A 26,106-nucleotide genomic window follows, 5' to 3' on the forward strand; every position below is an offset into this window, starting at 1 on the left:
TTATAAATTATAGAAAAAATATCTGTTTAGATATTAATTCTTTTTTACACTAAAGTCAAAGCACATGAAATCAAAACTACTAAGTTTGCTAGCCGCTGGCTTGTTGTCAACAGGCATCTCGATGGCTCAGGAAGACAATCATCCTCATTTGGATTGTAGAGAACCTCAATTGACTCAAGAACAAATTGAGGCAAATATTGAATACCATGAGAATTTTAGGAAGGAAGTCGAGTCGGGACAAAGAAGAATTAAGGCTTCTACTTATCGAATTCCTGTTGTAGTGCATGTTTACGGATCAACGTTTAATCACAATAAGCTAGATAGAAAGCTTATAGTTGACGCATTGGCTGAAGCCAGCAAAGATTTTCAAGGGTTGAATGATGATTTTAATGAAATTGATCCATTGTTTAATGGGAGGAAAGCTACTATTGATATTTCATTTGAACTAGCTAAATATGATGAAAATGGTAACCCGACTTCTGGAGTTGTATTTTATCCTGTAAAAGAAGGCTATGGCGGAACATGGAGTGATGATGAGATTCGCCAAGACTCATGGGATAACTACAAGTATATGAATATTTATATTCAAAATGACATGTATGCCGATGGGTTTATGTTTGCATCTGGTGTAGCATGGTATCCTGGGACTGCAGGAAATGGTAATATTGGCATTGAAAGGGTTGTCTATAATGGCTCATATTTAGGCGCAAATACCGACAAAGAGTTTGCTTCAGTATTTACTCATGAGTTTGGGCATTGGCTAGATTTAAGACATACTTTTAATGGCGGGTGTGTTGGACAAAATTCTACTACGCAAGGAGATTTGGTTGCGGATACACCGCCAACAACAGGTTCATTAGGTTGTAGAGACGCATTAAACTGTTTTAATGAGCCTACGAATGGTGAGAATTATATGGATTACAATGTGGATTGTTATAAAATGTTCACACAGGGGCAAGTGAATAGAATGTTGGCTGCATTGAACCATAATTATAGAAGAACATTATGGACTGATCAAAATGTTCAGGAAACTCTAGAGAAAAATGTTAAATCAGTAGCATTTGAACGAAACTTTGTTCAAGAGAATTATAGCTCAAATGATGGAACATTGGCATATGAGAATTTCACAATAGAACTTCATAATGCTGAATTCGCTTCAGTAGGATCTATATTAGAAGAGGGTGTTGATTATACGATTTCAAATCTACCGGAGGGGTATGTAAGTACTTTGTCAGTAAATTCTAATAACGCGGCTGTTTTGAATATATCTGGTCAAGCTAAAAATCATGCCAATGCAAATGACGTAGATGTTCAAATAACATTAAACTCCAATGTGTTTGCTAATTCAGGTGATCAGGTACTTGGTAAAACGCACACAATGAGAATTGATTTTGAGGATCCGTTTGATATTCTGTACAGAACAGATATTTATTTAGGAGATAATGAAACTCAAGCTGAGGGCTTGGTGCAAAAAACTACAGGAAATACATTTAGAAAATGGTTTTTTCACCCTCAAATGGATGTTGGCCCAAATAGAGATCAAGATAATCCGAATTGGGGACATGGTGTATGGTGGAATGGTAATGGGAATGCATTTATGCTTGAAACATATGGAGCAGGTGCGATTTCTGATGAGGAATTTAATGTATTAGTATTGGAGGATGGAGATTATATCGGACCTAATTCTGTTTGGAACTATCCTGAAGATACTGATCTATATTATTTATATGATAGGCTTCATACCGTTTGGGCTGGTCAGACTGGTTATGTTGGTTTTAGAGTAAGAATAAACAGATTTGTTCATTTTGGTTGGGCAAAACTTAAAGTAGATGCGAGTGGAAATACCGTTGAAATTTTAGATTTTGCGATTAATAATATTCCTAATGCTCCAATAGGAGCTGGTGAAACTGATATTGTTGCTCAAGATCAAACAATAACTTTTGATGACGTGCAATCACCTTTAGATGTTAATTCTGATAACTTTGATTTGAATGCTGAGTCAACTTCAGGCTTGCAAGTTATTTTCACAAGCAGTGATCCTGATGTTTTGAAAATAATAAATGGAAATGAAGTTGTTGTTGTGGGGGAAGGAGAGGCTGTGCTGACTGCTTCTCAAGCCGGAGACAATAACTTATGGAACCCTGCTGCTTCAGTCAGCCAAACTGTTAAAGTTGAGGATAATAATACCGTATTGAGTATTAGCAATATGCTAGGTTTAAAGCTTTATCCGAATCCTAATAATGGGAAATTTAATATTGAAGCACTAAACTCAATATTGGAAGTTAAAATATATGATATTTCTGGTAGATTGATTAGTCGCGACACATTTAATTCTAAATCTATCACGGTAAATCTTGATAGACAAAAAGGTATTTATAATGTGGTTATTGTTACTGACAGTGGTGTGTCTGTAGAAAAAATAATGATAAAATAAATGACAAGAATGGTGCTTGAAAGAGCGCCATTCTATTTTATATGAATAAACTTTTTTAACTCATAATAAATAATAGTTCTTATTAAGGTATTATAGGTCTACTTTGGTTTTGATGGTTTTTTATTATCAAAGGTCTGTATTAAATTATTGATTGTTGTTTTTTGTATTTTTTATTGTCTATTAATATTTTTTTTATATTAATATTTAGTTATATTGTAATATGCGTTTTTATATTTTTAAGCGTATAAATACTATAACAAACTATAACTAAATATAATCAAGATGAAGAAAAGGCTACTGTTATTGGGTACGCTTGCCACGATGTCGTTATCGACATTGTTCGCCCAAAAGGGAAAAGTAGACAATCAATTCCCTGAGATTAAGTGCGCCACCTCGCATGCAAATAAATTGGTGGGTACTGATGGGTCTTCAGTCCCGGCAAATTCAAGAATTCAAGCACCTGACACTTATCGTATTCCTGTAGTATTCCACGTTTATGGGACTAATTTTAATGGATACTCTGTATCTGATGCTATTGTTGAAGAAGCAATAAGAAGAGCTAATGAGGACTTCAATGGGAATAATGACGATTTCAATACAATTGATCCAAATTTTGATCCTATTAAAGCTACATTGGATGTAAGTTTTGAATTGGCAAAGTTTGATGAAAATGGAAATCCAACGAATGGTATTGTAAGATATGCTGCGAAAAGCGGATATGGTAATGGTACTGGGTATGACGACCAGATTGCTGCTGATGCATGGGACAATACAAAGTATGTAAACGTTTATATTCAAAATGATTTATATGCTGATGGCTCAACTACAAACTCTGGAGTTGCTTGGTATCCAAGTGATGATATGACTGCAAGAAATGTGGCTCGTATTGTTTATAATGGAGCTTATTTAGCGAATAATACTGGGAAAGAGTTTTCTTCAGTTTTTACTCATGAGATAGGACACTTTTTGAATTTGCCTCATACATTTGATGGTTATTCAACATCGCCTTGTATAGATGGAGATGATGGTGTGGATGATACTCCTCCTACTGGTTCTGGATGGGGTTGTAATGGAACAAACTGTGCGGGTGAATTAATCAATGGTGAAAACTACATGGATTATAATGTAGACTGTTATAAGATGTTCACGCAGGGACAGGTTTCACGTATGATTAATGCATTGCATTCAGACGCTCGTAGAACACTTTGGACAGATCAAAATGTATTGGAGACATTGGATGGAGGAGATTATGCTCTTAATATAGATAAACTTTATATCAAAGAAGGAACGGATAATGATGGGTCTTTTGATGCAGAAAGTGGACTTAATCTTTCAATATTTAGCTCGCAAGGCGTTCAACAAATGCAATTTGCTAAATCCGCTGGAACTGATTTAGTAGAAGGTGTGGATTATCAAGTTGCAAACTTGCCTAGTGGGTTGTCTGCTGTAGTTACGGTTGTAAACAACACTACTGTATCGGTTAACTTGAATGGGTCTGTTTCAAGCCATGAGTTTGTGGATAATACTGATTTTGATATTGAATTCTTGGCACCTGCTTTTAACTTAAGCAATAACTTACTTTACAAGTCTAAGAAGAATATTTTGATTCAATATAGAGATGAATATCAAGTTATTCATAGAGTATTGAACCCATCATTGTCAAATATACCTGCTGACGCTGCTGACAAGACATTTTATATTGATGAAAACTTAAAAGCAACATCTGACTTTTATACATGGGCTGAGGATGGATTATTGGAATTAGGTTGTTCAATGGGAGAAGATAGACAAATCTTAGGAACTATTGAGCCTGGAACATCTGGAGTAAACACATTGACTTATGTTGAAGCTTTGGATGCTGGAGTTACAGTTGGTCCTTCTGCAAATACAGACTTAAGTATTGAGTGGCTTTATTCTAACATGAACACAAATAATTATAGATACCACTCTATATATAAGGCAGGAAAACACGAAGTGTGGGCTGGCAAAACAAGATTTGCCGGGATTTCATTTGTTAATCAAGGTGAAAGATATTTTGGTTGGATTAAAATAAATGTTTCAGGTGATGGCACAAATGTAACTGTAACTGAAGTTGCGTATTATAATAAGCCAAATGGTAATATTGTTACTGGATTTGTAGGTACTAAAGTTGTAGCTTCAAGCGATGCTTTTAATGAGAATATGACTACAAATGATGGAACTTTGGATCCAATAACTTTTACTGTTACGGAAACAGAATTTGCAAAGTCATCTGGAGACCTAGTTGAAGGTGTTGATTATACTTCAGAAAATATACCAGCAGGTTATACTTTGAAGCTTACAGCGACTTCTAGCACAACGGTGGAAGCTACTTTGGTAGGATCTACTAATAGTCATGAGGCTGTAAATTCAATTGAAGGTATTGTTATATCATTCAAGGATGCTGCTTTTGCTTCGTTAACTACTGAAGAAATTGCTGCGACAGATCAAAATCTTTCAGTATTATATATTGATGAGTACCGTTTGGTATATACTAAACCAGATCCGGCGATTTTTACAAATAACTCTGTTGAAGCTGATGTGCCTTTCCAATTTGATCCAAACAATAATAAATCGTCATTTGCGATTTGGGCTGAAGAAGGGTTATTGGAGTTATATTTGCCTGAAGGAACAGCAATGTGGGGTACAAATCAGCCTGGAACAGCAGCTGATGGATATTATACTTTAGTTTCAATGCTAGACGCAGGTGTTGAAGTGGGTGATGACCCTCAATTGAACTCTGGTAATAATTGGATTATTTCAAATCAAACAGGTTTGCCAGCTGCTGAAGGATATTATTACCATACTCTTTATAAAGATTTGAGAGCTCCTAATAACAGAGCGCCTATAAATCATACTGAGTGGGCTGGTAAAACAATGTTCGCTGGTTTGAGATTTGAAAATAGAGGGAATACGCATTATGGATGGGTGAGAATCAATATCGATAATGATCTAGAGACAATAACGGTTATAGATTATGCGTACCATACTAGACCTAATCAGTCAGTGATTACAGGTTTGATTGAAGCTGCTGTTGAGGTTGATAGAGATTTTATTCAAGTTGGAGTTTCAGCAAATTCTTATAATTCTACTGAAAGCAATATAGATCTTGTAGCTGCAGAATTTAATTCTGGAATTACAGGTAAACTAGTTGAAGGCACTCATTATGATGTTAATGGTTTGCAAGATGGGGTATCTCTTGAATTAGAAAAAGTATCTGATACAAGGGTAGTTGTAAAAGCAATGGTTACAGACTTGACTAGTGTAAATGTTGGTGATGTAATCGATGGTTTTTCAATTAACTTCAAAGATGCTGCATTTGAAGGAAAAATGGCTTCTGAAGTAGCTGGATCAAATATTGGAACCATTTCTATCGAAATAGTTGGTGAATTTGAAGTAATTTATCTTGATTTTGGATGGGGTAGTGATGATGATAACTGGGCTTCGTGGTATCTATTTGATAGAGCCGTGTTGTATGGAATCGTTAAAGGAAACAACTATGCAAGATTAGAATCTTATGGAGATGAAATTGTTGTAAGAAATAATAACTCTCCATATTACGTAGACCCATTAGAGATAGGTGATGTAGTAGGACCGGAATCTAATTTTAAACCTGCTGATTGGGATGGAAATGGCGATGAAGTGTATTTTACTCAGAATGGCTCTACAGGCTCAGAATGGTTAGGAAGTTCAAGATATATGGGTGTTAAGTTGAATATTAATGATAGAGTTCATTATGGTTGGGTAAAAGTTAGTTTTTCGGCTGATGCAAATACTTGGACATTTGAAGAAGGTGCTTATTATACAAAACCTAATGCACCACTTACTATAGCTGAAGAATCTGAAGTTCAAGATCAAACAATTACATTTGACCTTCAATCAACAGCAAATGTTGGTGATGCAAATATTGCTTTGACAGCGACTGCTACATCTGGATTGGATGTTACTTACACTAGTTCTGATGAATCTGTTGTAAGAATTGAAAATGGTGAGTTGGTAATTGTAGGAGTTGGTACTGCTGATGTAACTGCTTCACAAGCTGGTAATAATGATTATAATCCTGCTGCTGATGTAGTTAGATCAATCACAGTAACGGACATTCCATTAGGAGTGGATGAACTAAGTGCTAATGTGAGCGTTTATCCAAATCCTACTAACGGAGTAATTAATGTGAAGAGCTCTAGAGCTGAGGTGAGATCTATCGTTGTTTATAATGTGATTGGTGAAGTTGTTGCTTCGACAGAAGGTAATAACGCAATTGATCTTAGCGGAAGACATGCAGGTGTTTATCTTGTTCATATTGATACAGCTGTTGGAAAAGTTGTTAGAAAAGTATTGGTGAAGTAATTCATAAATATTATATAAAAATGAAAGGGTCGCAATTTGCGACCCTTTTTTTATCCCAAAGTTTGAAGATATTCGTTTATTTTCGTTAAATTTATACATGTTTACAGCGAGACATTTCATTAAATCTCATTGTTGTTAAATTTTTTTTTGAATTAAAATTATAAGCTTTTTACTATGGTTAATGATAAAATTATAAGCGAGAAATTTATTGAGCTTTATGAAAATACTCCAGTGATATCAAGATCGCCGGGTCGTGTGAATTTGATTGGAGAGCATACGGATTACAATGATGGCTTTGTATTGCCTGCGGCAATAGATAAAGAGATAATGTTTGCTATAGCAAAAAACGATAGCAATAACTGCAACGTTTATTCTTTTGATTTGAAAAGAAAAGCGGCTTTTTCAATGGAAACTTTGGAAAAGATTGATCAGAATTGGTGCAATTATGTGATAGGCGTTGTTGCGGAATTGAAAAATAAAGGAGTTGATGTGCAAGGTTTTGACTGTGTCTTTGGTGGCGATGTGCCATTAGGAGCAGGCTTGTCATCTTCAGCAGCTTTGGAGTGTGCTTTGGCGACTGGCTTGAATGACATATTTGAGGGAGGATTAAATAAGGAAGAGTTAGCGAAGGTATCTCAACTTGCCGAGCATAATTATGCTGGTGTGAAATGCGGTATTATGGATCAATTTGCCAGTATATTTGGTAAAGAAGGATATGCTGTAAGGCTTGATTGCAGAAGTTTGGAATATGAGTACTTTCCTTTGAATATTGAAGGTTACAGTCTATTGTTATTGGATACGCAAGTAAAACATTCTTTGGCTTCATCTGAATATAATACTCGTAGAGAGCAATGCGAATCGGGCGTGGAAACCTTGAAGAAACATTATCCTTCGATCAAAAATCTAAGAGATGTGACTTTGCAAATGTTGGAAGAGCACAGTTCAGAGTTAGATGAATTGACATACAAGAGATGTAAATATGTGATAGAGGAAAACGGCCGTCTTGTAAGGGGGTGCGCGGATTTGCAAAGTGGAGATTTGAAATCATTTGGCAAGGAAATGTATGGTTCGCATTATGGTTTGCAAAATGAATATGAAGTTAGCTGTCCAGAATTAGATTTCTTGGTAGAGCAAACTGTTGAAAAGGATTATGTGCTTGGAGCTAGAATGATGGGAGGTGGTTTTGGAGGCTGCACTATCAATTTGGTGAAAAATGAGCATCTTGATGAGTTAGTTGCAGAAGTGACGCCAATATATCTTAAACAGTTTGGCAAGAACCTGAAACACTACAAAGTAGTCACAGGCCAAGGTGCTAGAGTTGAAAAGGAAATTGCGAAATAATATAATTGATAGCCTGCATGATTCGTGCGGGCTTATTTTTTAATTTAATTACGACTCATATTTTGGGTGGTAGAATAACACAGGGTAAAATAATAATAAAAATGTCAGAATTTAATTTTGAAGATCATCCGCATAGGAGATTGAATATATTGACTGGTGAATGGGTGTTGGTGTCGCCTCACAGAACGAAAAGACCTTGGCAAGGTAAGGTTGAGAAACTTGAATTGGAGAAAAAGCCAAGCTACGATCCAAAATGTTACTTATGCCCTGGTAATGAACGAGCTGGTGGCCAAATTAATCCAGAGTATTCAGATACTTTTGTGTTCAATAATGATTTCGCCGCATTGTTGGAAGATACGCCGGAAGGAGGATATAACAAGAAGAATTTGTTGGTTGCCAAAAGCGAAAAGGGATTGGCAAAAGTCATAGTTTTTTCACCTGATCATTCTTTGACTTTGCCTTTGATGGAGGTTAGTGATATTAGGAAAGTTGTGGATTTATGGGTGGAAGAATATTTGGCATTGGCCGAAAAGGATTTTATCAATTATGTCCAGATCTTTGAAAATAAAGGTGAAATCATGGGATGCAGCAACCCTCATCCGCATGGGCAAATTTGGGCTCAAAGCAGTATCCCGGATATTCCTGCCAAGAAAACAGCTAATATGAATGCTTACTATGAGGAACATGGAAAGAGTATATTAGAGGATTATCTAGAAATTGAACTAAAGAAGCGAGAGAGAATAATATTCGAGAATGAACATTTTGTTGCTTTAGTTCCTTTTTGGGCAGTTTGGCCATATGAGGCGATGATTGTGAGTAAAAGACATGTAAAGCACATTGGGCATTTGTCATTGGAAGAGCGCGATTCATATGCTGAAATAATCAAGAAATTGACGATCGCTTATGATAATCTTTTTGAAACGTCTTTTCCTTATTCGGCAGGCATTCATCAAGCGCCGACAGATGGCAATGAAAATGATGGCTGGCATATGCATATGACATTCATGCCTCCATTGCTTAGGTCTGCAACAGTTAAAAAATTCATGGTAGGTTATGAGATGTTGGCAAATCCACAAAGAGATATTACTGCTGAGTTTGCCGCGAAAAAACTTCGAGATTTGCCTGAAAAACATTTTAGTATATAATTTTTTAGACTTGAAAGTATGATTGAAACAAAGAGTGTAATTGTAGAGCCATTTGGAAAAACCCAAGCTTGCCAAGAAGTTAGTCTTTTTCACCTGAAAAATTCAAAAGGAGTGGAAGCTGTCTTGACTAATTATGGCGCAACATTGGTTAGTTTTATGTGTCCTGATCGTGACGGAAATATAGAGGATATCGTTCTTGGTTTTGATAATATTGAAGCCTATGAGAAAGATGAATGCTATATAGGATCAACGGTAGGAAGAAATTGCAATAGAATTGCCGAAGGGAAGTTTGAATTGGCAGGCAAGGAGTTTAATTTGCCGATCAATAATGGGCCTAATCACCTTCATGGAGGAATTGATGCATTTAATAAAAGAGTATGGGGATCTGAAGTTTGTGATGAAAACTCGGTGAAGTTTACTCTTAGATCTGTCAGCAATGAAAATGGCTACCCTGGTAATTTAGATATTAGTGTTCAGTATACGTTGAATGACAACAATGAGCTTAGAATTGATTATCGAGGGTTCACAGATGAGCTAACATTGTGTAATTTGACAAACCATTCCTATTTTAATCTGACAGGAGGATGCAAATCATCGGTTTTGAATCATGAATTGAAGATTTCAGCGAGTTGTTTTACACCAGTTGATGAGAATATGATTCCAACTGGAGAAATGATGCCTGTAAAGTCTTCACCTTTTGATTTTACAACTTTCAAAACCCTGAAAGCTGATTGGAATCAAGATGAGAACGATCAGTTGAAAATTGCGAATGGATATGATCATAATTTTGCATTGGATGAAGATGAAGAAATAAGAGTTCAAGCAATTGATCCCAGAAGCGGAAGACGATTGACTGTGAAGTCTTCTCAGCCAGGCTTGCATCTTTATACAGGAAATTTCTTGAAACAAGATATAATAGGGAAAGAAGGAAAGCCTTATGAGAATCAAGATGGTTTTTGTTTGGAGTGCCAATATTTTCCCAATGCGATCAATGTGGGTGATTTCACTTCACCAGTTTTGAGTCCTGATGATAAATATGAAGAGTTTATAGTATTTAAAGTCGATAGTATTTAGTTATAAAGTTTAATCAATAGCAAAGGGGTCAAAATGGCCCCTTTTTTTATTGTAGAATTTACTTGTTCACTGCATCAAGCATGAATTATAATTCGTTAAATAGCTAAGATCAATTTTTCATAACAAATATTTCTCATTGCGAAGTTTTTTTTAGCATGATTATTTCTTGCTATTCAGCTAGTTGCAATTTTCAATAATGATTTTTTTGCATCGGTAAATTGAAAGTTAATTTCTTTTTCGACTTGAATAAATCCTGATTGAATTTAGACAATATATCAAAGGCTATTATGAAAAATTTCCTCCATCAAAACTTTCTACATCAGATTACGCACAATTTCCTTAAGCAGCATGATGATAGAATTGGTTTGACTCTTGAAGCCATCAAGGATGGCTTTTTGGACTATCTGTTTTTTAACAGAGGCACTTATCCGGATCAAGCGACTGATCAAGATATATATCAGGCATTGGCAATGACTATCAGAGATAGACTGGTTCAAAGATGGTTGCATACCTATAAAAAAGCGACCATGGAAAAAGACACAAGAGTTGTGATCTATCTATCCGCAGAATATTTGATGGGTCCCCAACTAGGTCATAATATAGTGAATTTAGGCGTAAGGGAAGTAGTGGAGAAGGCTATGAATGACCTTGGAATTGATTTGCAAAGCGTATTGGATGCAGAGGTAGAGCCGGGCTTGGCAAATGGAGGTTTAGGAAATGTAGCCGCTTCGTATTTGGATGGGCTTTCTTCTTTGGAGGTGCCTGCAATTGGTTATGGAATAAGGTATGAATTCGGTTTATTTAGACAGTCGTTTAGCAATGGCTGGCAAATAGAGGAAACTGATAAATGGCTTCAATTTGGTTTCCCTTGGGAGATTCAGCAGTTTGATAGAGCTGTTGAGATAAAATTTGGTGGAAGCACACAGCGTGTGAAAGATGAGTCAGGCAACGAAAAAGTCAATTGGATACCTTCCGAGGAAATAAAAGGTATACCATATGATGTATTTGTGCCGGGGTATAAAGTTAATACAGTGAATACTCTAAGGTTGTGGAAAGCTGAGGCAATCGATTCATTCAACTTTCAATCATTCAATGTCGGGGATTATTATGGTGCTGTGGATAAAAAGGTTAGTTCTGAAAATATTACTAAGGTTCTATATCCGAATGATGAGTCAATTGAGGGGAAAATACTAAGATTGAAGCAACAGTACTTTTTCGTGTCATGCGCCTTGCAAGATTGTGTGAATTTCTTTTTAGAGTCAGGTGGTAACATACTTGATTTTCATGAGAAGTTTGTCGTTCAATTAAATGATACTCACCCTACGATCGCTATTCCTGAGTTGATGAGAATATTAGTAGATGAACAAGGAGTCGCTTGGGATGAAGCTTGGCATATCACTCAGAAAACTTTTGGATACACTCAGCATACATTGTTGCCGGAAGCATTGGAAAAGTGGCCTGTAGGCTTGCTGGGGCAAATACTGCCTAGGCACATGGAAATCATATATGATATTAACTATAAATTCTTGAATTTGGCAAGAGAGCATTTTCCAAATCATCAAGAAATCATACGCACTTTGTCGTTGATAGATGAGACAGGAGAGAAGTATGTAAGAATGGCGAACTTGGCTTGTGCGGGAAGCTTTTCAATAAATGGTGTGGCGAACTTGCAAACGGAATTATTGAAGTCTTACACATTAAAAGATTTTTATTCAATTTTTCCAGAGAAATTCAACAATAAGACAAATGGAATAGCGCCAAGAAGATGGTTGATGTTGATTAACAATAGGTTAACTCAATTATTGGATGATACTATTGGCACAGGTTGGGAAAAAGACTTGGATCAACTTAAAAGTTTGGAGCCATTTGCTGAAAATCAAGATTTTGTTAATAAGTGGAAAGCAGTTAAAAAAGAAATAAAGAACGATCTGGCTCAGCGAATTTTTGAACAGCAAAGGGTTAAGGTTGACCCTAACTCGATGTTTGATATTCTAGTGAAGAGGATTCATGAGTATAAAAGACAGCACTTGAAGGTCTTGCATATCATTTCGTTATATCGCAAGATTAAAGATAATCCAAATGAAAGCTATGTTCCGAGAACGTTTATCTTTGGAGGTAAAGCGGCTCCTGGATATCGCATGGCCAAATTAATCATTAAATTGATTAACAGCGTTGCTGAGGTTATTAATAATGACTCATCAATTAATGATTTGATTAAAGTGGTATTTATACCTAATTATAATGTAAGAAATAGTCAATGGATATATCCAGCAGCGGACTTATCTGAACAGATTTCAACAGCTGGGAAAGAAGCTTCAGGAACAGGCAATATGAAGTTTTCGGTAAACGGAGCTTTAACAGTTGGTACTTACGATGGGGCGAATATTGAAATAAGAGAGGAAGTTGGCAGTGATAATTTCTTTTTGTTTGGCTTGAAGGCTGATGAGGTAAAAAGCTTGAAAGAAAGCGGTTACAATCCTTATACCTATTATCAGGAGAATGAATCACTAAGAAAAGCAATAGATATGATCAATCATGGTTACTTTTCTCCAAATGAGAGGGATCTATTCAGGCCTTTGACAGATCATCTTTTGTATTATGATGAGTATATGGTGATGGCTGACTTCACTGATTATGTCAGAGCACAAGAAGAGGCTGAACAACTTTGGTCTCAGAGCGACGCTTGGGCTAAAGCTTCAATATTGAATACAGCAAGAATGGGCAAATTCTCTTCAGACAGGACTGTTAGGGAATACTTAAGGGATATTTGGAAAGCTGACGCTGTAGAAATAAATATAAAAGATACATTGCATTAATTGATTAAAAAAAAGCTGGATTATTCCAGCTTTTTTTACTTACTCCAATTCCATTTCTAATCGGGGCCCTATATTTATAAATCCATGTTTTAAATAAAAATTAGTGGCTCCTGGGCTTTTGTGAGCATCTGGTGATCCAACCTCTATGATTGTCCACTCTTTGAGATTTGCGAGCTCAATGGCCTTGTCTAGTAGAAGTTTTCCTATTCCTTTGTTTCGGTGTTCAGGAATAATATAAAAATCTGTGATTTCACCAAAATACCCTCCTGCATAGATTGCCGCGCACTCATTTATACAGATCATTCCTATAGCTTGAGTGTCTAAATAAGCAATATAAGCCCAAAAACGATCTTTGTCAGTTAATAGTTTTTTCGCAGTATTGTTAAAGTGACTTAAATGCAGAGCCACTGAAATTTCAGGCCAAAGCTCGGATTCCAATTTATGGGAGAAGTTCCCAATGATTTCATATTCTTCAGGGCGAGCTAGTTTGATATTTTGATTTTCCATGATCTTCTTTAATTAGCTAACCTCTAATACTAAGCATTGTTATTTATAGTAATTGGTTAAAATTTTATAAAAGTATTTATCTATTTTTTAGAACATATTTTTGTGATTATTCTTTTTAAAATATGCATTTAAATACTTTGGATGAAATGGTGAAATACTGCTATTCATATATATTAGGGTCATATGAAATGAATAGCTTTCAAGTGATGTTATCGATTTTTGCTCTTTTATCTTTTCATAGTTGCAAGCATAAACAAAAGACTGAAGAGCAAGAGTCTATAAAAATACAAGTTGTTGAAGTAGATGAAGCTACAAAGTCAATCATCAAAGAGTATGTGGGGGAAATAATTGGCTATAGGGAGATACCGATTCGAGCAAGAGTTGAGGGTTTTTTACAAGATTTCTATTTTGAAGAAGGGCAATATGTAAAGGCTGGAGACTTGCTATATGTGATTGAACCTCAGCCGTACATGCAAAGTGTAAAGTTGAGAGAAGGACAATTAGCAAATGCAGAAGTTAATTCTGTCTTGACTAAAAAAGAATTTGAAAGATATAGACCATTGGCAGGTATTAATGCGGTTAGCGAGTTGGATTTAGATACAAGGACAGCGCAATATGAGTCCGCTTTGGCAAGTGAGGTAATTGCAGATGCAAATTTGGAGTTGTCAAAAATTGAGTATAGCTATACGCATGTAAGAGCGCCTGTAGATGGTTTGATAGGAGTTACATATGCTAAGAAAGGCGCTTTTGTTGGTTCTTCGCCTGACCCTGTTATCTTGAATTACCTTTCTCAGGTAGATACGGCATTAGTACAGTTTTACATGCCTGAAACAGATTATCTATCAGTGATTTCTGGGGGAAAAGATAAAAAATTAGGAGCAAATAAGGTCAAGTTAAAGCTGTCTAATGACAGTTTGTATAGTTTTTTCGGAAAGATTGACTTTATGAATAACAATGTAAGCAATGAGACAGGAACAATATTAATACAAGCATCATTTGAAAATCCTGAATTTGTGCTTAGGTCAGGTATGTTTGCGAAGGTGAATGTAGAGGTGGGTAAAGTGGAAAAAGGTTTATTTGTCCCGCAAAGATCTGTGACTGAGATGCAAGGCAAGTTTTATGTCTACATTATGCAAAAAGACAGCACATTTTCCCAAAAATGGGTCGAGGTTGGAAAGACTTTTGGTACTGATTGGTTGATTACTGAAGGATTAGAAAAAGGGGATGTTGTAGTAAGGGAGGGACTGCAAAAGATTAGACCTAAAGTGAAATATAATATAAGTTATTATCGAAAAAATTGAGCATGGCAGATAATGAAAATGTTCAAATTGATAAAGTCCATTTTTTTTCGCAAAGACCTATTTTAGCTTTTGTGATAGCCATATTAATGGTTGTTTTAGGTGTGATTTCAATGTTTACTTTGACAATAGACCAATACCCTGATTTGACTCCTCCGGTTGTCGAGGTAGGAGCAACATATATTGGTGCTAGTGCAGTTAGCATTGAAAATTCAGTAGCGAATCCTATAGAACAGCAAATCAATGGGGTGGAAGATATGCTCTATTTGATGTCTACAAATTCTAGTGATGGAACAGTCAAAATCCAAGTTACATTTAAAGTAGGCAGTAATCCTGACCTGAATACTATACTGACTCAAAATAGAGTTGCGACAGCCACGCCCAGAGTTCCTGACCCTGTGAAACTGTATGGAATCACTACTCGAAAATCTCAGCCGAATATATTGATGTTAGTATCATTAACATCAGATGATGATCGGTTCAATCAAGAGTTTTTAACAAATTATGCTAAGATCAATATTGTTGATGAATTGTCCCGAATCGAAGGAATAGGAGATATCAAGGTATTTGGTTCTGGTGAATATAGCATGAGGGTGTGGTTGAAACCGGATCTGATGGCTAAATTAGGGATTACTGTGCCTGATGTGTCAAATGCGTTGCAAACGCAAAATGTGATTTCACCTGGAGGAAAATTTGGCGCTGAGCCAAGTTATAGCGATATAGAGTTTACATATACTGTCCGTTTGCCAGAGCGACTTAAAACAGAGGAAGAATTTGGAGAAATAATTGTGAAAGTGGATTCTAGTGGAAGTTTGGTGCAAATCAAAGATATTGCGGATGTTGAATTAGGAGTGGAGACTTATAGTTCCAATAGTCAATATAATGGCAAGCAGTGTGGCGTCATTGCAATTTATCAAAGGCCCGGATCAAATGCATTGGATATAAAAAATCAAGTATACAATGCCTTGGAGATGCTTTCGAAAAAATTTCCTGAAGGAATAGTGTATAGTTATTCTCTCGATTCGACAACTCCAATTACGGCAGCAATAAAGGAGATAATTGAAACATTGGGTGTAGTTGTGTTTCTTGTTATTTTAGTGGTTTTTATTTTTCTGCAAAATTGGAGAGCGACACTTATTCCTGCTATCACTATACCTGTATCGTTGATAGGGACATTTATTTTTTTTCCATTATTAGGCTTTTCTATAAATACGTTGACTTTATTAGGGCTTGTTTTAGCCATTGGAATAGTGGTTGATGACACAATAGTTGTGGTGGAAGCTGTAAGAAGGAATCTGGAATCGGGGATGAACATTCATATAGCGGTCTATGAAGCAATGAAAATGGTAACACCGCCTGTAATCGCAACTACTTTAGTGATTATTGGTGTTTTTGTACCAGTAGCCTTTATAGGTGGAATTAGCGGAAGGCTATATCAACAGTTTGCGATTACTATTGCCGCTTCAGTTTCCCTTTCATCCGTTAATGCATTGACTTTAAGTCCTGCCTTATGTACTATGTTATTGGGTAATAATGACGAAAAGCTTTCCAAGACTAAATTTTTTGTGTGGTTCAATAAATTGTTCGAGAGGCAAAAAAATGGCTATTTGGCTTTAGTTGAAAAATTAAGCGTAAAGCCTATTAGGGCATTTTTGGCGACTTTGCTATTCGTAGCTTTGAATGCATTGCTTTTGGATAAAGTTCCTCGCGGGTTTTTGCCTGATGAAGATCAAGGATATCTTTTTGTTAATATTCAACTTCCAAACGCAGCATCTTTGGTAAGAACTTCAAATGTAATGAAGCATGTTGCTGAGATATTGAGGAAGGATGAAGATGTGGATAAAATCACTACGGTGAATGGATTTAGCCTATTGACAGGAGGCACAGCCCCAAATACGGGTTTTGTCTTTGTGACATTGACAGATTGGTCAAAAAGATCAAGGACTGCAAAGGAAATAGTAGAAACATTGAATCAAAAGTTTAGATATGGAATTGTAGCTGCAGAAGTTTTTGCCTTTGGCCCTCCTCCAATCAGAGGTTTGGGAACTAATGCAGGTTTTAGCGTTATGATACAGGATTTGACCGATCATTCTCCTCAATATTTATCAGAACAAGTAGAGAAGTTTATTGATGAGCTTAATAATAGAAAAGAGATAACAAATGCGTTTACAACTTTTCAATCGGATGTCCCTCAGAAGTACCTTTCTCCTGACATATCAAAGGTTCTCAAGTTTGGGGTGAGTCTACAAGATGTGTACGCAACGATAGGAGCATTTTTAGGGGGAACTTATGTAAATGATTTTAATAGGTTTGGGAAGGTTTACAAAGCATATATACAGGCAAAAAGAGATTTCAGGATGGATGAAGAGGCCTTGGAGTTTTATTATGTGAATGGAAGAAACGATACAAGGGTGCCGATTTCAACTTTGGTCAATTTAAAGAGTATTTCAGGTCCAGAGTATACAAATCGGTTCAATTTGCACCGTTCTGCTCAGGTGACAGGAACTTCTGCTCCGGGCTTCACATCGGGACAAGCGCTTAAGACAATAGAAGAAGTTGCTGCGGAAGTACTGCCAGAAGGAATGGGCTATGCCTGGAATGGACTTTCTTATCAGCAAAAGGAGGCAGGTTCATCTGAAATTTATATATTTTTATTATGCTTGTTTTTTGTGTTTATGATTCTGGCGGGATTGTATGAAAGTTGGTCTATGCCTTTGATAATATTGTTTGGAACACCTATCGCTTTATTGGGAGCTTTGGGGTTTTTGGAGGTTTTTAGATATATCGACACTAGTTATGAGAATAATACTTTTGCTCAGATCTCTTTTGTATTGTTAATCGCCTTAGCGGCTAAAAATGCGATACTTATTGTTGAGTATGCAAAGGTTATTTATGAAGAGGGCAAGAGTTTGAAAGAAGCCGCATTCAGTTCTTCAAAGTTGAGGTTTCGCCCTATTGTCATGACTTCCGTTTCATTTATTTTCGGGGTGATTCCGTTGGTGTTCGCTACGGGAGCGGGGGCTGAGGCTAGAAAAGTCATGGGTATGGCTTTGCTGGGGGGAATGTTGCTCGCTAGTATCATTGGTTTATTGATATATCCAGTAATGTTTATTTATTTGGGCCGTGTATTCAAATTCAAAAGAAAGCGATTGGTAAAATAGACCAATCGCAAGAATATTAGTTATGAGACCAATTATCCGGGTCTCTACTGTCATTGGGAGAGAGCCCAAGTATATCTCCTTCTAGATTTACGCCCAAACCGAGTACTGTCCGATTTGCGTAAGCAAAATAACTTGCGACTTGATTGATTTCGAGAATTTCACCGTCATTTATTCCTTTATTTTTCAATTCAATAATGTCATTTGAACTTAGCTTAGATGGGGAAATTGTCAGCGTTTTCGCATATTTCAATAGCATAGACTCCTTAGAAGTGAAAATTTTATTTTCTAAGTCATCGGATTCCAACGCGATTTTTATTTTTTGAGCATCCTCAGAAAGTCTTTGTAAACCAGTGTAGTGGTGTTCTATGCAATATTCACATTGATTGAGTATGCTTACAAATACACCAATAGTTTCTAAAAAACTCTTAGAGAATGTATTATTACTGTTATGTAATACGTTCTTATACAGGCTCATGTGTCCTGTCAATGTATGAGGTCTAAGGCTGTGGACTTTTAGAATATTGTCTATGTAGTTCTTTGAATCTTTGACCTTGTCATAAATTTTTTTCAGTTGCCCTTGAGCGTTTTCGTAGGCTATAGTTTCTATCCAACTCATTTTTTCTGATGGTTTTTTCTAAATATAAATGAAAAAAAAGAAAAAATATGTAGGGTATATAAATTCTGGTATGTATTGAAAATGTGATTAAAATGTAATCGATAAGAAATCACGTGTAAGTGTTAATATTGGTGAATATGGGCACTTCATTGAAATTAATAGGGCATTGGTTGATCTTATTGTAAATGGCGGATAATGAGAAATACCTTTGAGGAAAATTTAAATGGAGGAAAAGAAATGAGGTTATACATAGGGGGGATATTATTGTTTATCACGATGATTGCGGGAGGATGCCATCAGTCCGATGAGTCCTTTTCATTTGTCGATGATGATTATAAAGACGGCTGGGAAGCAGTATTCATCGATACTGTTACAGTGGAAGTAGGAACCGTTTGGTATGATAATGTCTCAACTCAAGGAGGAACAAATTTGGTGTTGGGAAGCGTTAATGATAATGAGTTTGGCGATGTGAAAGCCATGTCTTTTATTCAAATGGCTGCCCCTAAAAACCTTCCAACTTTGGATGAAGAAGTTGATGTTGTTTATGACTCAATGGTGATGTATATGAAGTTTAATGGCTATTACTATGGTGATACCTTGGCTCCTATACAGTTCAAATCCAATGCATTAAGTTCAAGAATTCACGTTGATGATGTATCATCTGACGAGAAAGAGCCTAGATCATATTTTATTAGTTCTGATTCCATTCCTATTTACGAGGATTCAGAATTATTCAATGTTAATGTTCAGCCTAGGCCTGGAAGGATGGACACTTTAAAAATAAGATTTAATAGAGAGTTTGAGGAAAATTTCTTTACCTATTTAAAATCAAGAGAAAACTCTCAAATAGATGAAGAAAAGTTCTTACAATATATCCACGGCATTAGAATGTCAGCACATAGATCAAATCAAGATCAGAAAGGCGTTGCTTTAGGTTTTCAGTATGGAAATAGCTCAGGCGATCCTAACGCTCCTTCTATGCCATCATTTGTTAAGATTTATTATCATAAGAGGAATGATTTTGATGAAGTAACTTATTCAGTAGATTTCCCAATAGGTCCTGAGGATAAAAGATTCAATCATTATTCTTCGAACTGGACTGATACAGAACTTGATTTCATCAAAGAGAGTGAAAAAGCTTATCCTTCGACGACGACTGATAATTTCACATATATACAAGATGGCACAGGATTGATGTTAAGGTTGGATATACCACATTTAGGAAATTTATCCCAATTAGGAAATGATTATATGTTTTCTAATGCACACTTGATAATGGAACCTTACGTTGATATATATGATACGGAACATTTTGTTCCGTCAACATTGGGATTGTATTGGTCGGATTATTCCAATGCTATTAAAGGTGAAGTCATTGATCCTGTTACTCAGGTTCCATATACAGCAACTTATTTTCATGATAAGTTTGATGGAGAAAAAATGTATAGCTTCGATATTACTCCATTCATAGATGTCGTTCTTAGAACAGATCCATATCAGCAATTGAATTTTATGATAAGATCTACTTCAACATCTACAGGAATCAATAGAGTGAAGTTGGGTGACATGAAGGATAAAAAGATTTACCTAAGATTAATTTATTTGAGAAATAAAAACAAAGTTGGTTATGAATAAGATAAAGCAATTACTATTATTATCATTGGCTATTTTAACTTTTGCAAGTTGCAGCAGCTCTGATGATGAGTACGGAGACTGGTGGATGGTAGCTGATTTCTCAGGGTATGCGAGAGGTTCTGGTGTAGGTTTTACTATTAATGATGTGGCGTATATTGGTTTAGGTTACAATCCAAACATAAGAACGAACCTTCCAAATGTTTCGCCTGAGAATAGACTTAATGACTTTTATAGATTTAATCCAGGTAATCAAGCTTGGGAACAAGTGGCTGACTTCCCTGGGGATCATAGACAAGAAGCAGTTGCATTTGTTATTGGTGATAAGGCTTATGTTGGTCTTGGATATAATGGATATGATGTATTAAATGATTTCTATGAGTATGATCCAAATTTGAATACATGGAAGCAGGTTGCTGATTTTCCATCAACAGGTAGAAGAGGAGCAATTGCATTTTCATTGAATGATAAAGGTTATGTAGGTGCTGGTTATGATCAAAGTGCTAATATGAATGATATGTATTCGTACGATCCTAATTCGAACCAGTGGAATACAGAAGCTAGTTTATTTAAGAAAGTAAGAGATCCATTTGTATTCGTTGTTAGTAATAAGGCGTATGTAGGCGGAGGCCAGAATAATGGCTTGTTAGTGGACTTCTATGAATTTGATGGTTCTACATGGACAAAGAAGGATGATTTGGATGATGAAAACGATTATCTGACAAGAGAAAAGGCATCAACTTTTGTGATTAATGACAAAGCTTATGTAATTGGTGGTATTAGCCCTGCAGGAACTAATTCTGAAGTATGGGAATTTAATACGACGAACAACTCATGGGATAGATTAGCAGCATTTGAGGGATCAGCAAGATATGGGGCAATTGGTTTTGCTGTGGGGAGTTTTGGTTATATCGTAACTGGCCAATCTTCTTCATATTACTTTGATGATTCATGGGCATTTGATCCTAATGCTATTAGTGATGATGAGAATAAATAAGTTTGAGATAAGTTTAATCTTAATTATATAGGCGGGTTTACCCGCCTTTTTTTGGCTTTAATTTTGACATAGCTTTCAAAAAAGCTATGAAAAAGATATTTATTTTTATTCTGGTTGTAGGAGTTTTTTTCTCAAATGAGTCTTTAGCTCAAACGACTCAAGAGACCGATGTTATAAAGTCGATATTGAAAATGGCAAAAAGAGATTTTTTTGCTGTAAATATGGATCTTACAGAAGATCAAGCAGCTTTATTCTGGCCAATATACGATGAATATGATTCGAAAAAATCAAAGATGATTTCTGGACAGGTATCGAATTTGAAAAAGCTAATAGTGCAGCAGGATTTTTCGGAAAAAGAAATAAATGAAATTATTTCGACAGTTAAAAAGCTTGAAGTGCAAAGCAGTAAATTAAGGCATACATACTATAACAAAATACGAAAAAAAGTAGGACTTTTGGTTGGGGTTGAGTTCTTTCAATTGGATGAATTTGTAAGCACAGAACTCAAAGCTTATATCATGGAAAATTTATCACTTGAATTTAGTGATGAATAAGGTCAGGTTTTGAAAGAAAAATAGGCCACGTATTAACGTGGCCTATTTTTTATGCTTGTTTAATTTCAATTTCTATAAATTTTGAAGCGGGAGTATTACTGACTTTGGCAGTATTGTCAACATGCACAAGTACGTTGGTCTCTGGAAAATATGTTCCAACACAGCCTCTAGCGATATTATAAGGCACAATTTTGAAATTGTTCGCTATCCTTGATTCTCCATTATGAATACTTTTTAAATGAACAATAGATTCTGATTTAAACCCATTAGCTTTCATATCCTCAGGGTTCATCAATACAACTCTTCTTTCGTTGAGTATGCCTCTGTATCTATCATCCATACCGTAAATTGTAGTATTGTACTGATCATGAGTTCGTATTGTCATCATGATAAAGTTTCCGTTCTGAACTTTTCTTTTAGGAATTGGATTGACAGTAAAATTCGCTTTGCCAGTCGCTGTATTGAATTTTCTTTCTCTAGCCCCATTAGGCAAGTAAAAGCCTCCAGGTTTTCTTACTCTTTGGTTAAAGTTGTCAAAACCAGGGATTGTAGCTTCAATATGCTCTCTGACATTATCATAATCTTGGATCATATCAAGCCAGTTTACTGTTGACTTTTGGCCGAATATTTTATCAGCAAGCTTAGCTATTATAGCATGTTCGCTTAATAACTCTTTAGACGCCGGCTTGAATTTACCCTCACTTTTATGAACAATTCCCATTGAATTTTCAACTGTGATAAACTGTCTTTTACCATTTTGAGTATCTTCCTCGGATCTTGATACACAAGGGAAAATAAGAGCCTCTTTACCAGTTACTAAATGCGAACGATTCAGCTTTGTGGAAACTTGAATAGTTAGGTCTACATTTTGAACCGCCTTGCCAGTGAATTCACTGTCAGGAGTGGCTGAAATAAAGTTGCCACCCATTGCCATGAAGATTTTAACTTTGCCTTCGTCCATAGCCTTGATAGCTTCCACTGCATCATATCCATGTTCGCGAGGCGTAGATAGGTTGAAACGTTTGTCAAGATTGTCTAGGAATGCTTCTTTCGGCTTTTCCCAGATTCCCATAGTTCTGTCTCCCTGCACATTACTGTGTCCTCTTACAGGGCAAGTTCCTGCTCCAGGCTTTCCAATACTTCCTTTTAGGAATAAAAGGTTTGCTACTTCGCGGATATTTTGAACGCCATTTTCATGTTGAGTTAGTCCCATTGCCCAGCATATGATGATTTTATCATTTTCAATCATTAATTGAGCTAACTGGCGAACTTGGCTTTCAGGGATACCGCTTTCTTTTACCGCTTCATTGAAGTCGTTTTGCTCCAATTCTTTGATAAAATCATCGTAACCTTTTGTATGTTCATTGATGAATTCTAAATCGAATACAGATCCTGGCTTTTCTTTTTCTTTTTCAAGCATCAATAGCATCACGGCTTTAAGCAACGCGACATCGCCATTGATTTTAACCTGCATGTAAATATCGTTAAGCTTGTCTCCTCCTTTTATAATCGCCATAGGGTTTTGAGGGTCGACAAATACATTATTTCCTGCCTCTGGGATAGGATTTATGCTGACTACTTGTCCTCCATTTTCTTTGCATTTTGCCAAAGCCGATAGCATACGAGGATGGTTAGTGCCTGGATTCTGGCCGATAACCATGATAACTTCAGCCTGATGAAGGTCTTCCAATGTAACAGAACCTTTACCAATACCAGTTGTCTCAATCAAACCCTTCCCACTAGATTCGTGGCACATGTTTGAGCAGTCTGGTAGATTGTTAGTGCCTAGTTGACGTGCAAACAATTGGTACATGTAAGCCGCTTCATTGCTGGTACGACCTGATGTGTAAAATACTGCGTCATCTGGGCTTTCTAGTTTTGCAAAATGGCTTGCAGCTATATCAAAAGCTTTTTCCCATGAAACTTGCTCATAATGAGAACTACCTTTTGCAAGGTACATCGGGTGCGTAATCCTTCCCGATTTCCCGATCCAATAATCTGTTTGTTGGCTTAATGTTTCTACGCTGTTTTTCTTGAAAAAATCAGGAGTAACTCTTCTGTTTGTTGCTTCTTCGGCGATTGCTTTTACTCCGTTCTCGCAGTATTCTCCTAGTGAAGATCGTTTGCCGTCAGGGTCTGGCCAAGCGCAACCAGGGCAGTCAAACCCATCCTTTTGGTTCATTTTATTCAAAAGTTTCACACCTTGCCAAATACCAAGTTCTTGGCTGATATGCTTCATAGCATTTACAACACCAGGAACTCCGGCAGCTTTTTCTTTAGCGGGTGTAAGTTGAAGATTTTCGAAATTTTCCGGCGGTACAATCTGAACCTTTCTTTTCACTATACTACGAGTTTTGTTTGTTTGTAAAAATTCCTCTAGAAAGAAGGAGACATAATATTATCACCTTGATTCTTAGCGTAATAACATATTGCTATTTATGCGCAGCAATTCGCTTTACTTTCTCCAAGAGAAAGATCAGGAACAATTATTGCATAATAGGAATAAGTTTTATTTCAAATATAGTTTTAGTCTGTTAAACATCAAAAAAAATGACGATAAAACATAAAGATTATCGTCGTTTGGGCAAAAAAATCTTTAATACATCTGATATTATTCGACGATATACCATTTTCCGTCTTCTTTTTTAATATATGTAAGCAATAGTTCAGCTTTTTTCTTTTTTGTGACATTGTTGAACGTCACTTTAATTTTTTTCAAAGTATAGTCTTTTTTCTTTTTTGTGCTTTTCAACTGAATTGTGCCATTAGTTTCAGTGCTGGAGTTTTTCCATGTTACCTTGTCAGTTTTATCTTGTTGCAAGTATTCTTGTATTAAGGATTTAATATAAGTCAAATCAGCGCTTTCGATATGTTTCTTGCCGACTACAACTTCCCCAAGTCCTTGGCTAATGGCAAATGGAGAGGTTAGTATACCAGTTACAAGACCTTGAGAAGCTCTTTTGCCAGCTTTTTGGGATATTAGATCTACTTTGTCGATAATTTGGTCAACTTGATTCAAATATATGGGCAGGGAGTCTCTGGTTTGGTTTACAGTATGAAGAATATCCGGAATTTGGTTAGCTACTTTTCTTACCGAATTGGCTATACTGAAAATGGCAAATGCAAACAAGAAAAGAGATAATCCCAACCAAAATCTCAGTAAAAGCTTTATTTTTTCCGACTTTTCCATATTTTTAGTAATCTAATGCATACAAAGACTATTTGATACTATAACAAATCTATTTTGCGTGCATCTGTTTTGATGAATTTTGATTTACTAATAAGAATAAGCGATGGAGACATTAGAAACCAAAGGGATAAAGTTCGTGGATGGCGAAACGGAAATAGTTGAGGATTTTTTAACAGTGGAAGCTCCATTGCAAATCAATGTCAATCATAAACCTTATACTGTTACTATGAGAACGCCTGGGGCTGACGAATACTTGGTCAGAGGTTTGTTGCATGCCGAAGAGGTGTATCAAGGAGATGAGGCTCTAACTGTCGATATTGTAAGCAATAAGTTTGGTGGAGAGACTATTGTAAATGTGAATATTCCCAAAGAAAAGCTAGGTAGTGGTTATGCTAGACAAAGAACTTTGGTGTCTGTGTCTTCGTGCGGTGTTTGTGGAAAGCGAGAATTAGGGGATTTAGAATATTCAATGCAAGAATTAACGAATGAAAAGCAGTTGAATATTGAGTCTCTGGAGAGCATGTTTGACAAAATGTCTCAGTATCAGGCGTCTTTTCATAAATCTGGCGGTTGTCATGCAGCTTCTATTTTTAATAATTCAGGAGAAATGTTGGCTGTAAAGGAGGACATTGGCAGGCATAATGCCGTTGATAAGGTTATTGGAGAAATATTGCAATTAGGATTGTCTTCAGAGAGTGATATATTACTTGTAAGCGGAAGAGTTTCGTATGAAGTTCTGACAAAAACTTCTCTTGCTAAAATTCCTATACTAGCGGCAATATCAGCTCCTTCATCCATGGCTGTTGCAAGTGCAGAGAGTATGGGGATAACATTGTTGGCATTTTGTAGAAAAGGAAAGGCTACCTGCTATACTCATAGTGGTAGAGTAAGAGTGCCTTCTGACGAATTAATATAGTCATTTTATAAATTCTAATCTGAACATTGATTGATTCTGAGAGTTAGTTATCTGATTAAC

Annotated in this window: 16 protein-coding genes; 12 read left to right on the forward strand and 4 right to left on the reverse strand. The window is 36.2% G+C overall.

The genetic code is table 11. The annotated features are described in order from the left end of the window. The first annotated feature begins 64 nt into the window (after positions 1 to 64). The 6 genes from AABK36_RS20530 to AABK36_RS20555 all read left to right on the forward strand — a co-directional run bounded on the left by AABK36_RS20530 (position 65) and on the right by AABK36_RS20555 (position 13,175). On the forward strand, positions 65 to 2,434 hold the full coding sequence (locus tag AABK36_RS20530) for a zinc-dependent metalloprotease (protein WP_309940584.1): 2,370 nt from the start codon (positions 65 to 67) through the stop codon (positions 2,432 to 2,434). 282 nt (positions 2,435 to 2,716) lie between these two features. After that, a complete protein-coding gene (locus AABK36_RS20535; protein WP_309940582.1) occupies positions 2,717 to 6,799 on the forward strand; it encodes a zinc-dependent metalloprotease in 4,083 nt (1,360 codons plus the stop codon). A gap of 174 nt (positions 6,800 to 6,973) precedes the next feature. Continuing rightward, positions 6,974 to 8,140, forward strand: a complete 1,167-nt coding sequence (galK, locus tag AABK36_RS20540; protein WP_309940579.1) for a galactokinase — start codon at positions 6,974 to 6,976, stop codon at positions 8,138 to 8,140. Positions 8,141 to 8,241: 101 nt separating this feature from the next. Further along, the gene (locus tag AABK36_RS20545) at positions 8,242 to 9,285 is read left to right on the forward strand and encodes a UDP-glucose--hexose-1-phosphate uridylyltransferase (RefSeq protein ID WP_309940578.1); all 1,044 of its coding nucleotides are present in this window, start codon (positions 8,242 to 8,244) and stop codon (positions 9,283 to 9,285) included. A gap of 18 nt (positions 9,286 to 9,303) precedes the next feature. Continuing rightward, a complete protein-coding gene (locus tag AABK36_RS20550; RefSeq protein WP_309940576.1) occupies positions 9,304 to 10,359 on the forward strand; it encodes an aldose epimerase family protein in 1,056 nt (351 codons plus the stop codon). A gap of 287 nt (positions 10,360 to 10,646) precedes the next feature. Next, the gene (locus AABK36_RS20555) at positions 10,647 to 13,175 is read left to right on the forward strand and encodes a glycogen/starch/alpha-glucan phosphorylase (RefSeq protein WP_309940574.1); all 2,529 of its coding nucleotides are present in this window, start codon (positions 10,647 to 10,649) and stop codon (positions 13,173 to 13,175) included. A gap of 39 nt (positions 13,176 to 13,214) precedes the next feature. On the opposite strand, the gene AABK36_RS20560 is transcribed toward AABK36_RS20555, so the two are convergent. Then, entirely contained in the window at positions 13,215 to 13,682 is a 468-nt protein-coding gene (locus tag AABK36_RS20560; RefSeq protein ID WP_309940572.1) for a GNAT family N-acetyltransferase, read from the reverse strand. A gap of 122 nt (positions 13,683 to 13,804) precedes the next feature. Between AABK36_RS20560 and AABK36_RS20565 the strand changes: the two genes are divergently transcribed. After that, positions 13,805 to 14,983, forward strand: coding sequence for an efflux RND transporter periplasmic adaptor subunit (locus AABK36_RS20565; protein ID WP_309940571.1), 1,179 nt, complete (start codon positions 13,805 to 13,807; stop codon positions 14,981 to 14,983). Positions 14,984 to 14,985: 2 nt separating this feature from the next. Beyond that, a complete protein-coding gene (locus tag AABK36_RS20570) occupies positions 14,986 to 18,141 on the forward strand; it encodes an efflux RND transporter permease subunit (RefSeq protein ID WP_309940570.1) in 3,156 nt (1,051 codons plus the stop codon). A 16-nt stretch (positions 18,142 to 18,157) separates the two neighbouring features. Here AABK36_RS20570 and AABK36_RS20575 read toward each other — a convergent pair whose 3' ends face one another. After that, positions 18,158 to 18,757, reverse strand: a complete 600-nt coding sequence (locus AABK36_RS20575; protein ID WP_309940569.1) for a carboxymuconolactone decarboxylase family protein — start codon at positions 18,755 to 18,757, stop codon at positions 18,158 to 18,160. Between the two features lie 195 nt (positions 18,758 to 18,952). Here AABK36_RS20575 and AABK36_RS20580 point away from each other — a divergent pair, with 195 nt between their 5' ends. The 3 genes from AABK36_RS20580 (at position 18,953) to AABK36_RS20590 (ending at position 21,940) form a co-directional block, all read left to right on the forward strand. Beyond that, positions 18,953 to 20,392 carry a DUF4270 family protein gene (locus AABK36_RS20580; RefSeq protein WP_309940568.1) on the forward strand — a complete coding sequence of 480 codons (1,440 nt, stop codon included), beginning with the start codon at positions 18,953 to 18,955 and terminating at the stop codon, positions 20,390 to 20,392. Next, entirely contained in the window at positions 20,385 to 21,386 is a 1,002-nt protein-coding gene (locus AABK36_RS20585) for a Kelch repeat-containing protein (RefSeq protein WP_309940566.1), read from the forward strand. The genes AABK36_RS20580 and AABK36_RS20585 overlap by 8 nt, the downstream gene beginning before the upstream one ends. 86 nt (positions 21,387 to 21,472) lie before the next feature. Continuing rightward, positions 21,473 to 21,940 (forward strand): hypothetical protein, encoded by a 468-nt coding sequence (locus AABK36_RS20590; protein ID WP_309940564.1) that lies wholly within the window; start codon positions 21,473 to 21,475, stop codon positions 21,938 to 21,940. 49 nt (positions 21,941 to 21,989) lie between these two features. Here AABK36_RS20590 and AABK36_RS20595 read toward each other — a convergent pair whose 3' ends face one another. Together AABK36_RS20595 and AABK36_RS20600 are read right to left on the reverse strand one after the other, a co-directional pair. Then, positions 21,990 to 24,281, reverse strand: a complete 2,292-nt coding sequence (locus AABK36_RS20595; protein ID WP_309940562.1) for an FdhF/YdeP family oxidoreductase — start codon at positions 24,279 to 24,281, stop codon at positions 21,990 to 21,992. A 270-nt stretch (positions 24,282 to 24,551) separates the two neighbouring features. Then, complete coding sequence (locus AABK36_RS20600; protein WP_309940560.1) at positions 24,552 to 25,130, reverse strand: AI-2E family transporter; 579 nt, start codon at positions 25,128 to 25,130, stop codon at positions 24,552 to 24,554. Between the two features lie 103 nt (positions 25,131 to 25,233). Between AABK36_RS20600 and fdhD the strand changes: the two genes are divergently transcribed. Beyond that, positions 25,234 to 26,046, forward strand: a complete 813-nt coding sequence (gene fdhD / locus AABK36_RS20605) for a formate dehydrogenase accessory sulfurtransferase FdhD (protein WP_309940557.1) — start codon at positions 25,234 to 25,236, stop codon at positions 26,044 to 26,046. The last annotated feature ends 60 nt before the right edge of the window (positions 26,047 to 26,106 follow it).

Source organism: Aureibacter tunicatorum, from assembly GCF_036492635.1.
Classification (GTDB): Bacteria; Bacteroidota; Bacteroidia; order Cytophagales; family Cyclobacteriaceae; genus Aureibacter; species Aureibacter tunicatorum.

Coding starts and splice junctions, on each gene's coding strand:
- AABK36_RS20530 (WP_309940584.1), top strand. CDS start 65: ATGAAATCAAAACTACTAAGTTTGCTAGCCGCTGGCTTGTTGTCAACA.
- AABK36_RS20535 (WP_309940582.1), top strand. CDS start 2,717: ATGAAGAAAAGGCTACTGTTATTGGGTACGCTTGCCACGATGTCGTTA.
- galK (WP_309940579.1), top strand. CDS start 6,974: ATGGTTAATGATAAAATTATAAGCGAGAAATTTATTGAGCTTTATGAA.
- AABK36_RS20545 (WP_309940578.1), top strand. CDS start 8,242: ATGTCAGAATTTAATTTTGAAGATCATCCGCATAGGAGATTGAATATA.
- AABK36_RS20550 (WP_309940576.1), top strand. CDS start 9,304: ATGATTGAAACAAAGAGTGTAATTGTAGAGCCATTTGGAAAAACCCAA.
- AABK36_RS20555 (WP_309940574.1), top strand. CDS start 10,647: ATGAAAAATTTCCTCCATCAAAACTTTCTACATCAGATTACGCACAAT.
- AABK36_RS20560 (WP_309940572.1), bottom strand. CDS start 13,682: ATGGAAAATCAAAATATCAAACTAGCTCGCCCTGAAGAATATGAAATC.
- AABK36_RS20565 (WP_309940571.1), top strand. CDS start 13,805: ATGCATTTAAATACTTTGGATGAAATGGTGAAATACTGCTATTCATAT.
- AABK36_RS20570 (WP_309940570.1), top strand. CDS start 14,986: ATGGCAGATAATGAAAATGTTCAAATTGATAAAGTCCATTTTTTTTCG.
- AABK36_RS20575 (WP_309940569.1), bottom strand. CDS start 18,757: ATGAGTTGGATAGAAACTATAGCCTACGAAAACGCTCAAGGGCAACTG.
- AABK36_RS20580 (WP_309940568.1), top strand. CDS start 18,953: ATGAGAAATACCTTTGAGGAAAATTTAAATGGAGGAAAAGAAATGAGG.
- AABK36_RS20585 (WP_309940566.1), top strand. CDS start 20,385: ATGAATAAGATAAAGCAATTACTATTATTATCATTGGCTATTTTAACT.
- AABK36_RS20590 (WP_309940564.1), top strand. CDS start 21,473: ATGAAAAAGATATTTATTTTTATTCTGGTTGTAGGAGTTTTTTTCTCA.
- AABK36_RS20600 (WP_309940560.1), bottom strand. CDS start 25,130: ATGGAAAAGTCGGAAAAAATAAAGCTTTTACTGAGATTTTGGTTGGGA.
- fdhD (WP_309940557.1), top strand. CDS start 25,234: ATGGAGACATTAGAAACCAAAGGGATAAAGTTCGTGGATGGCGAAACG.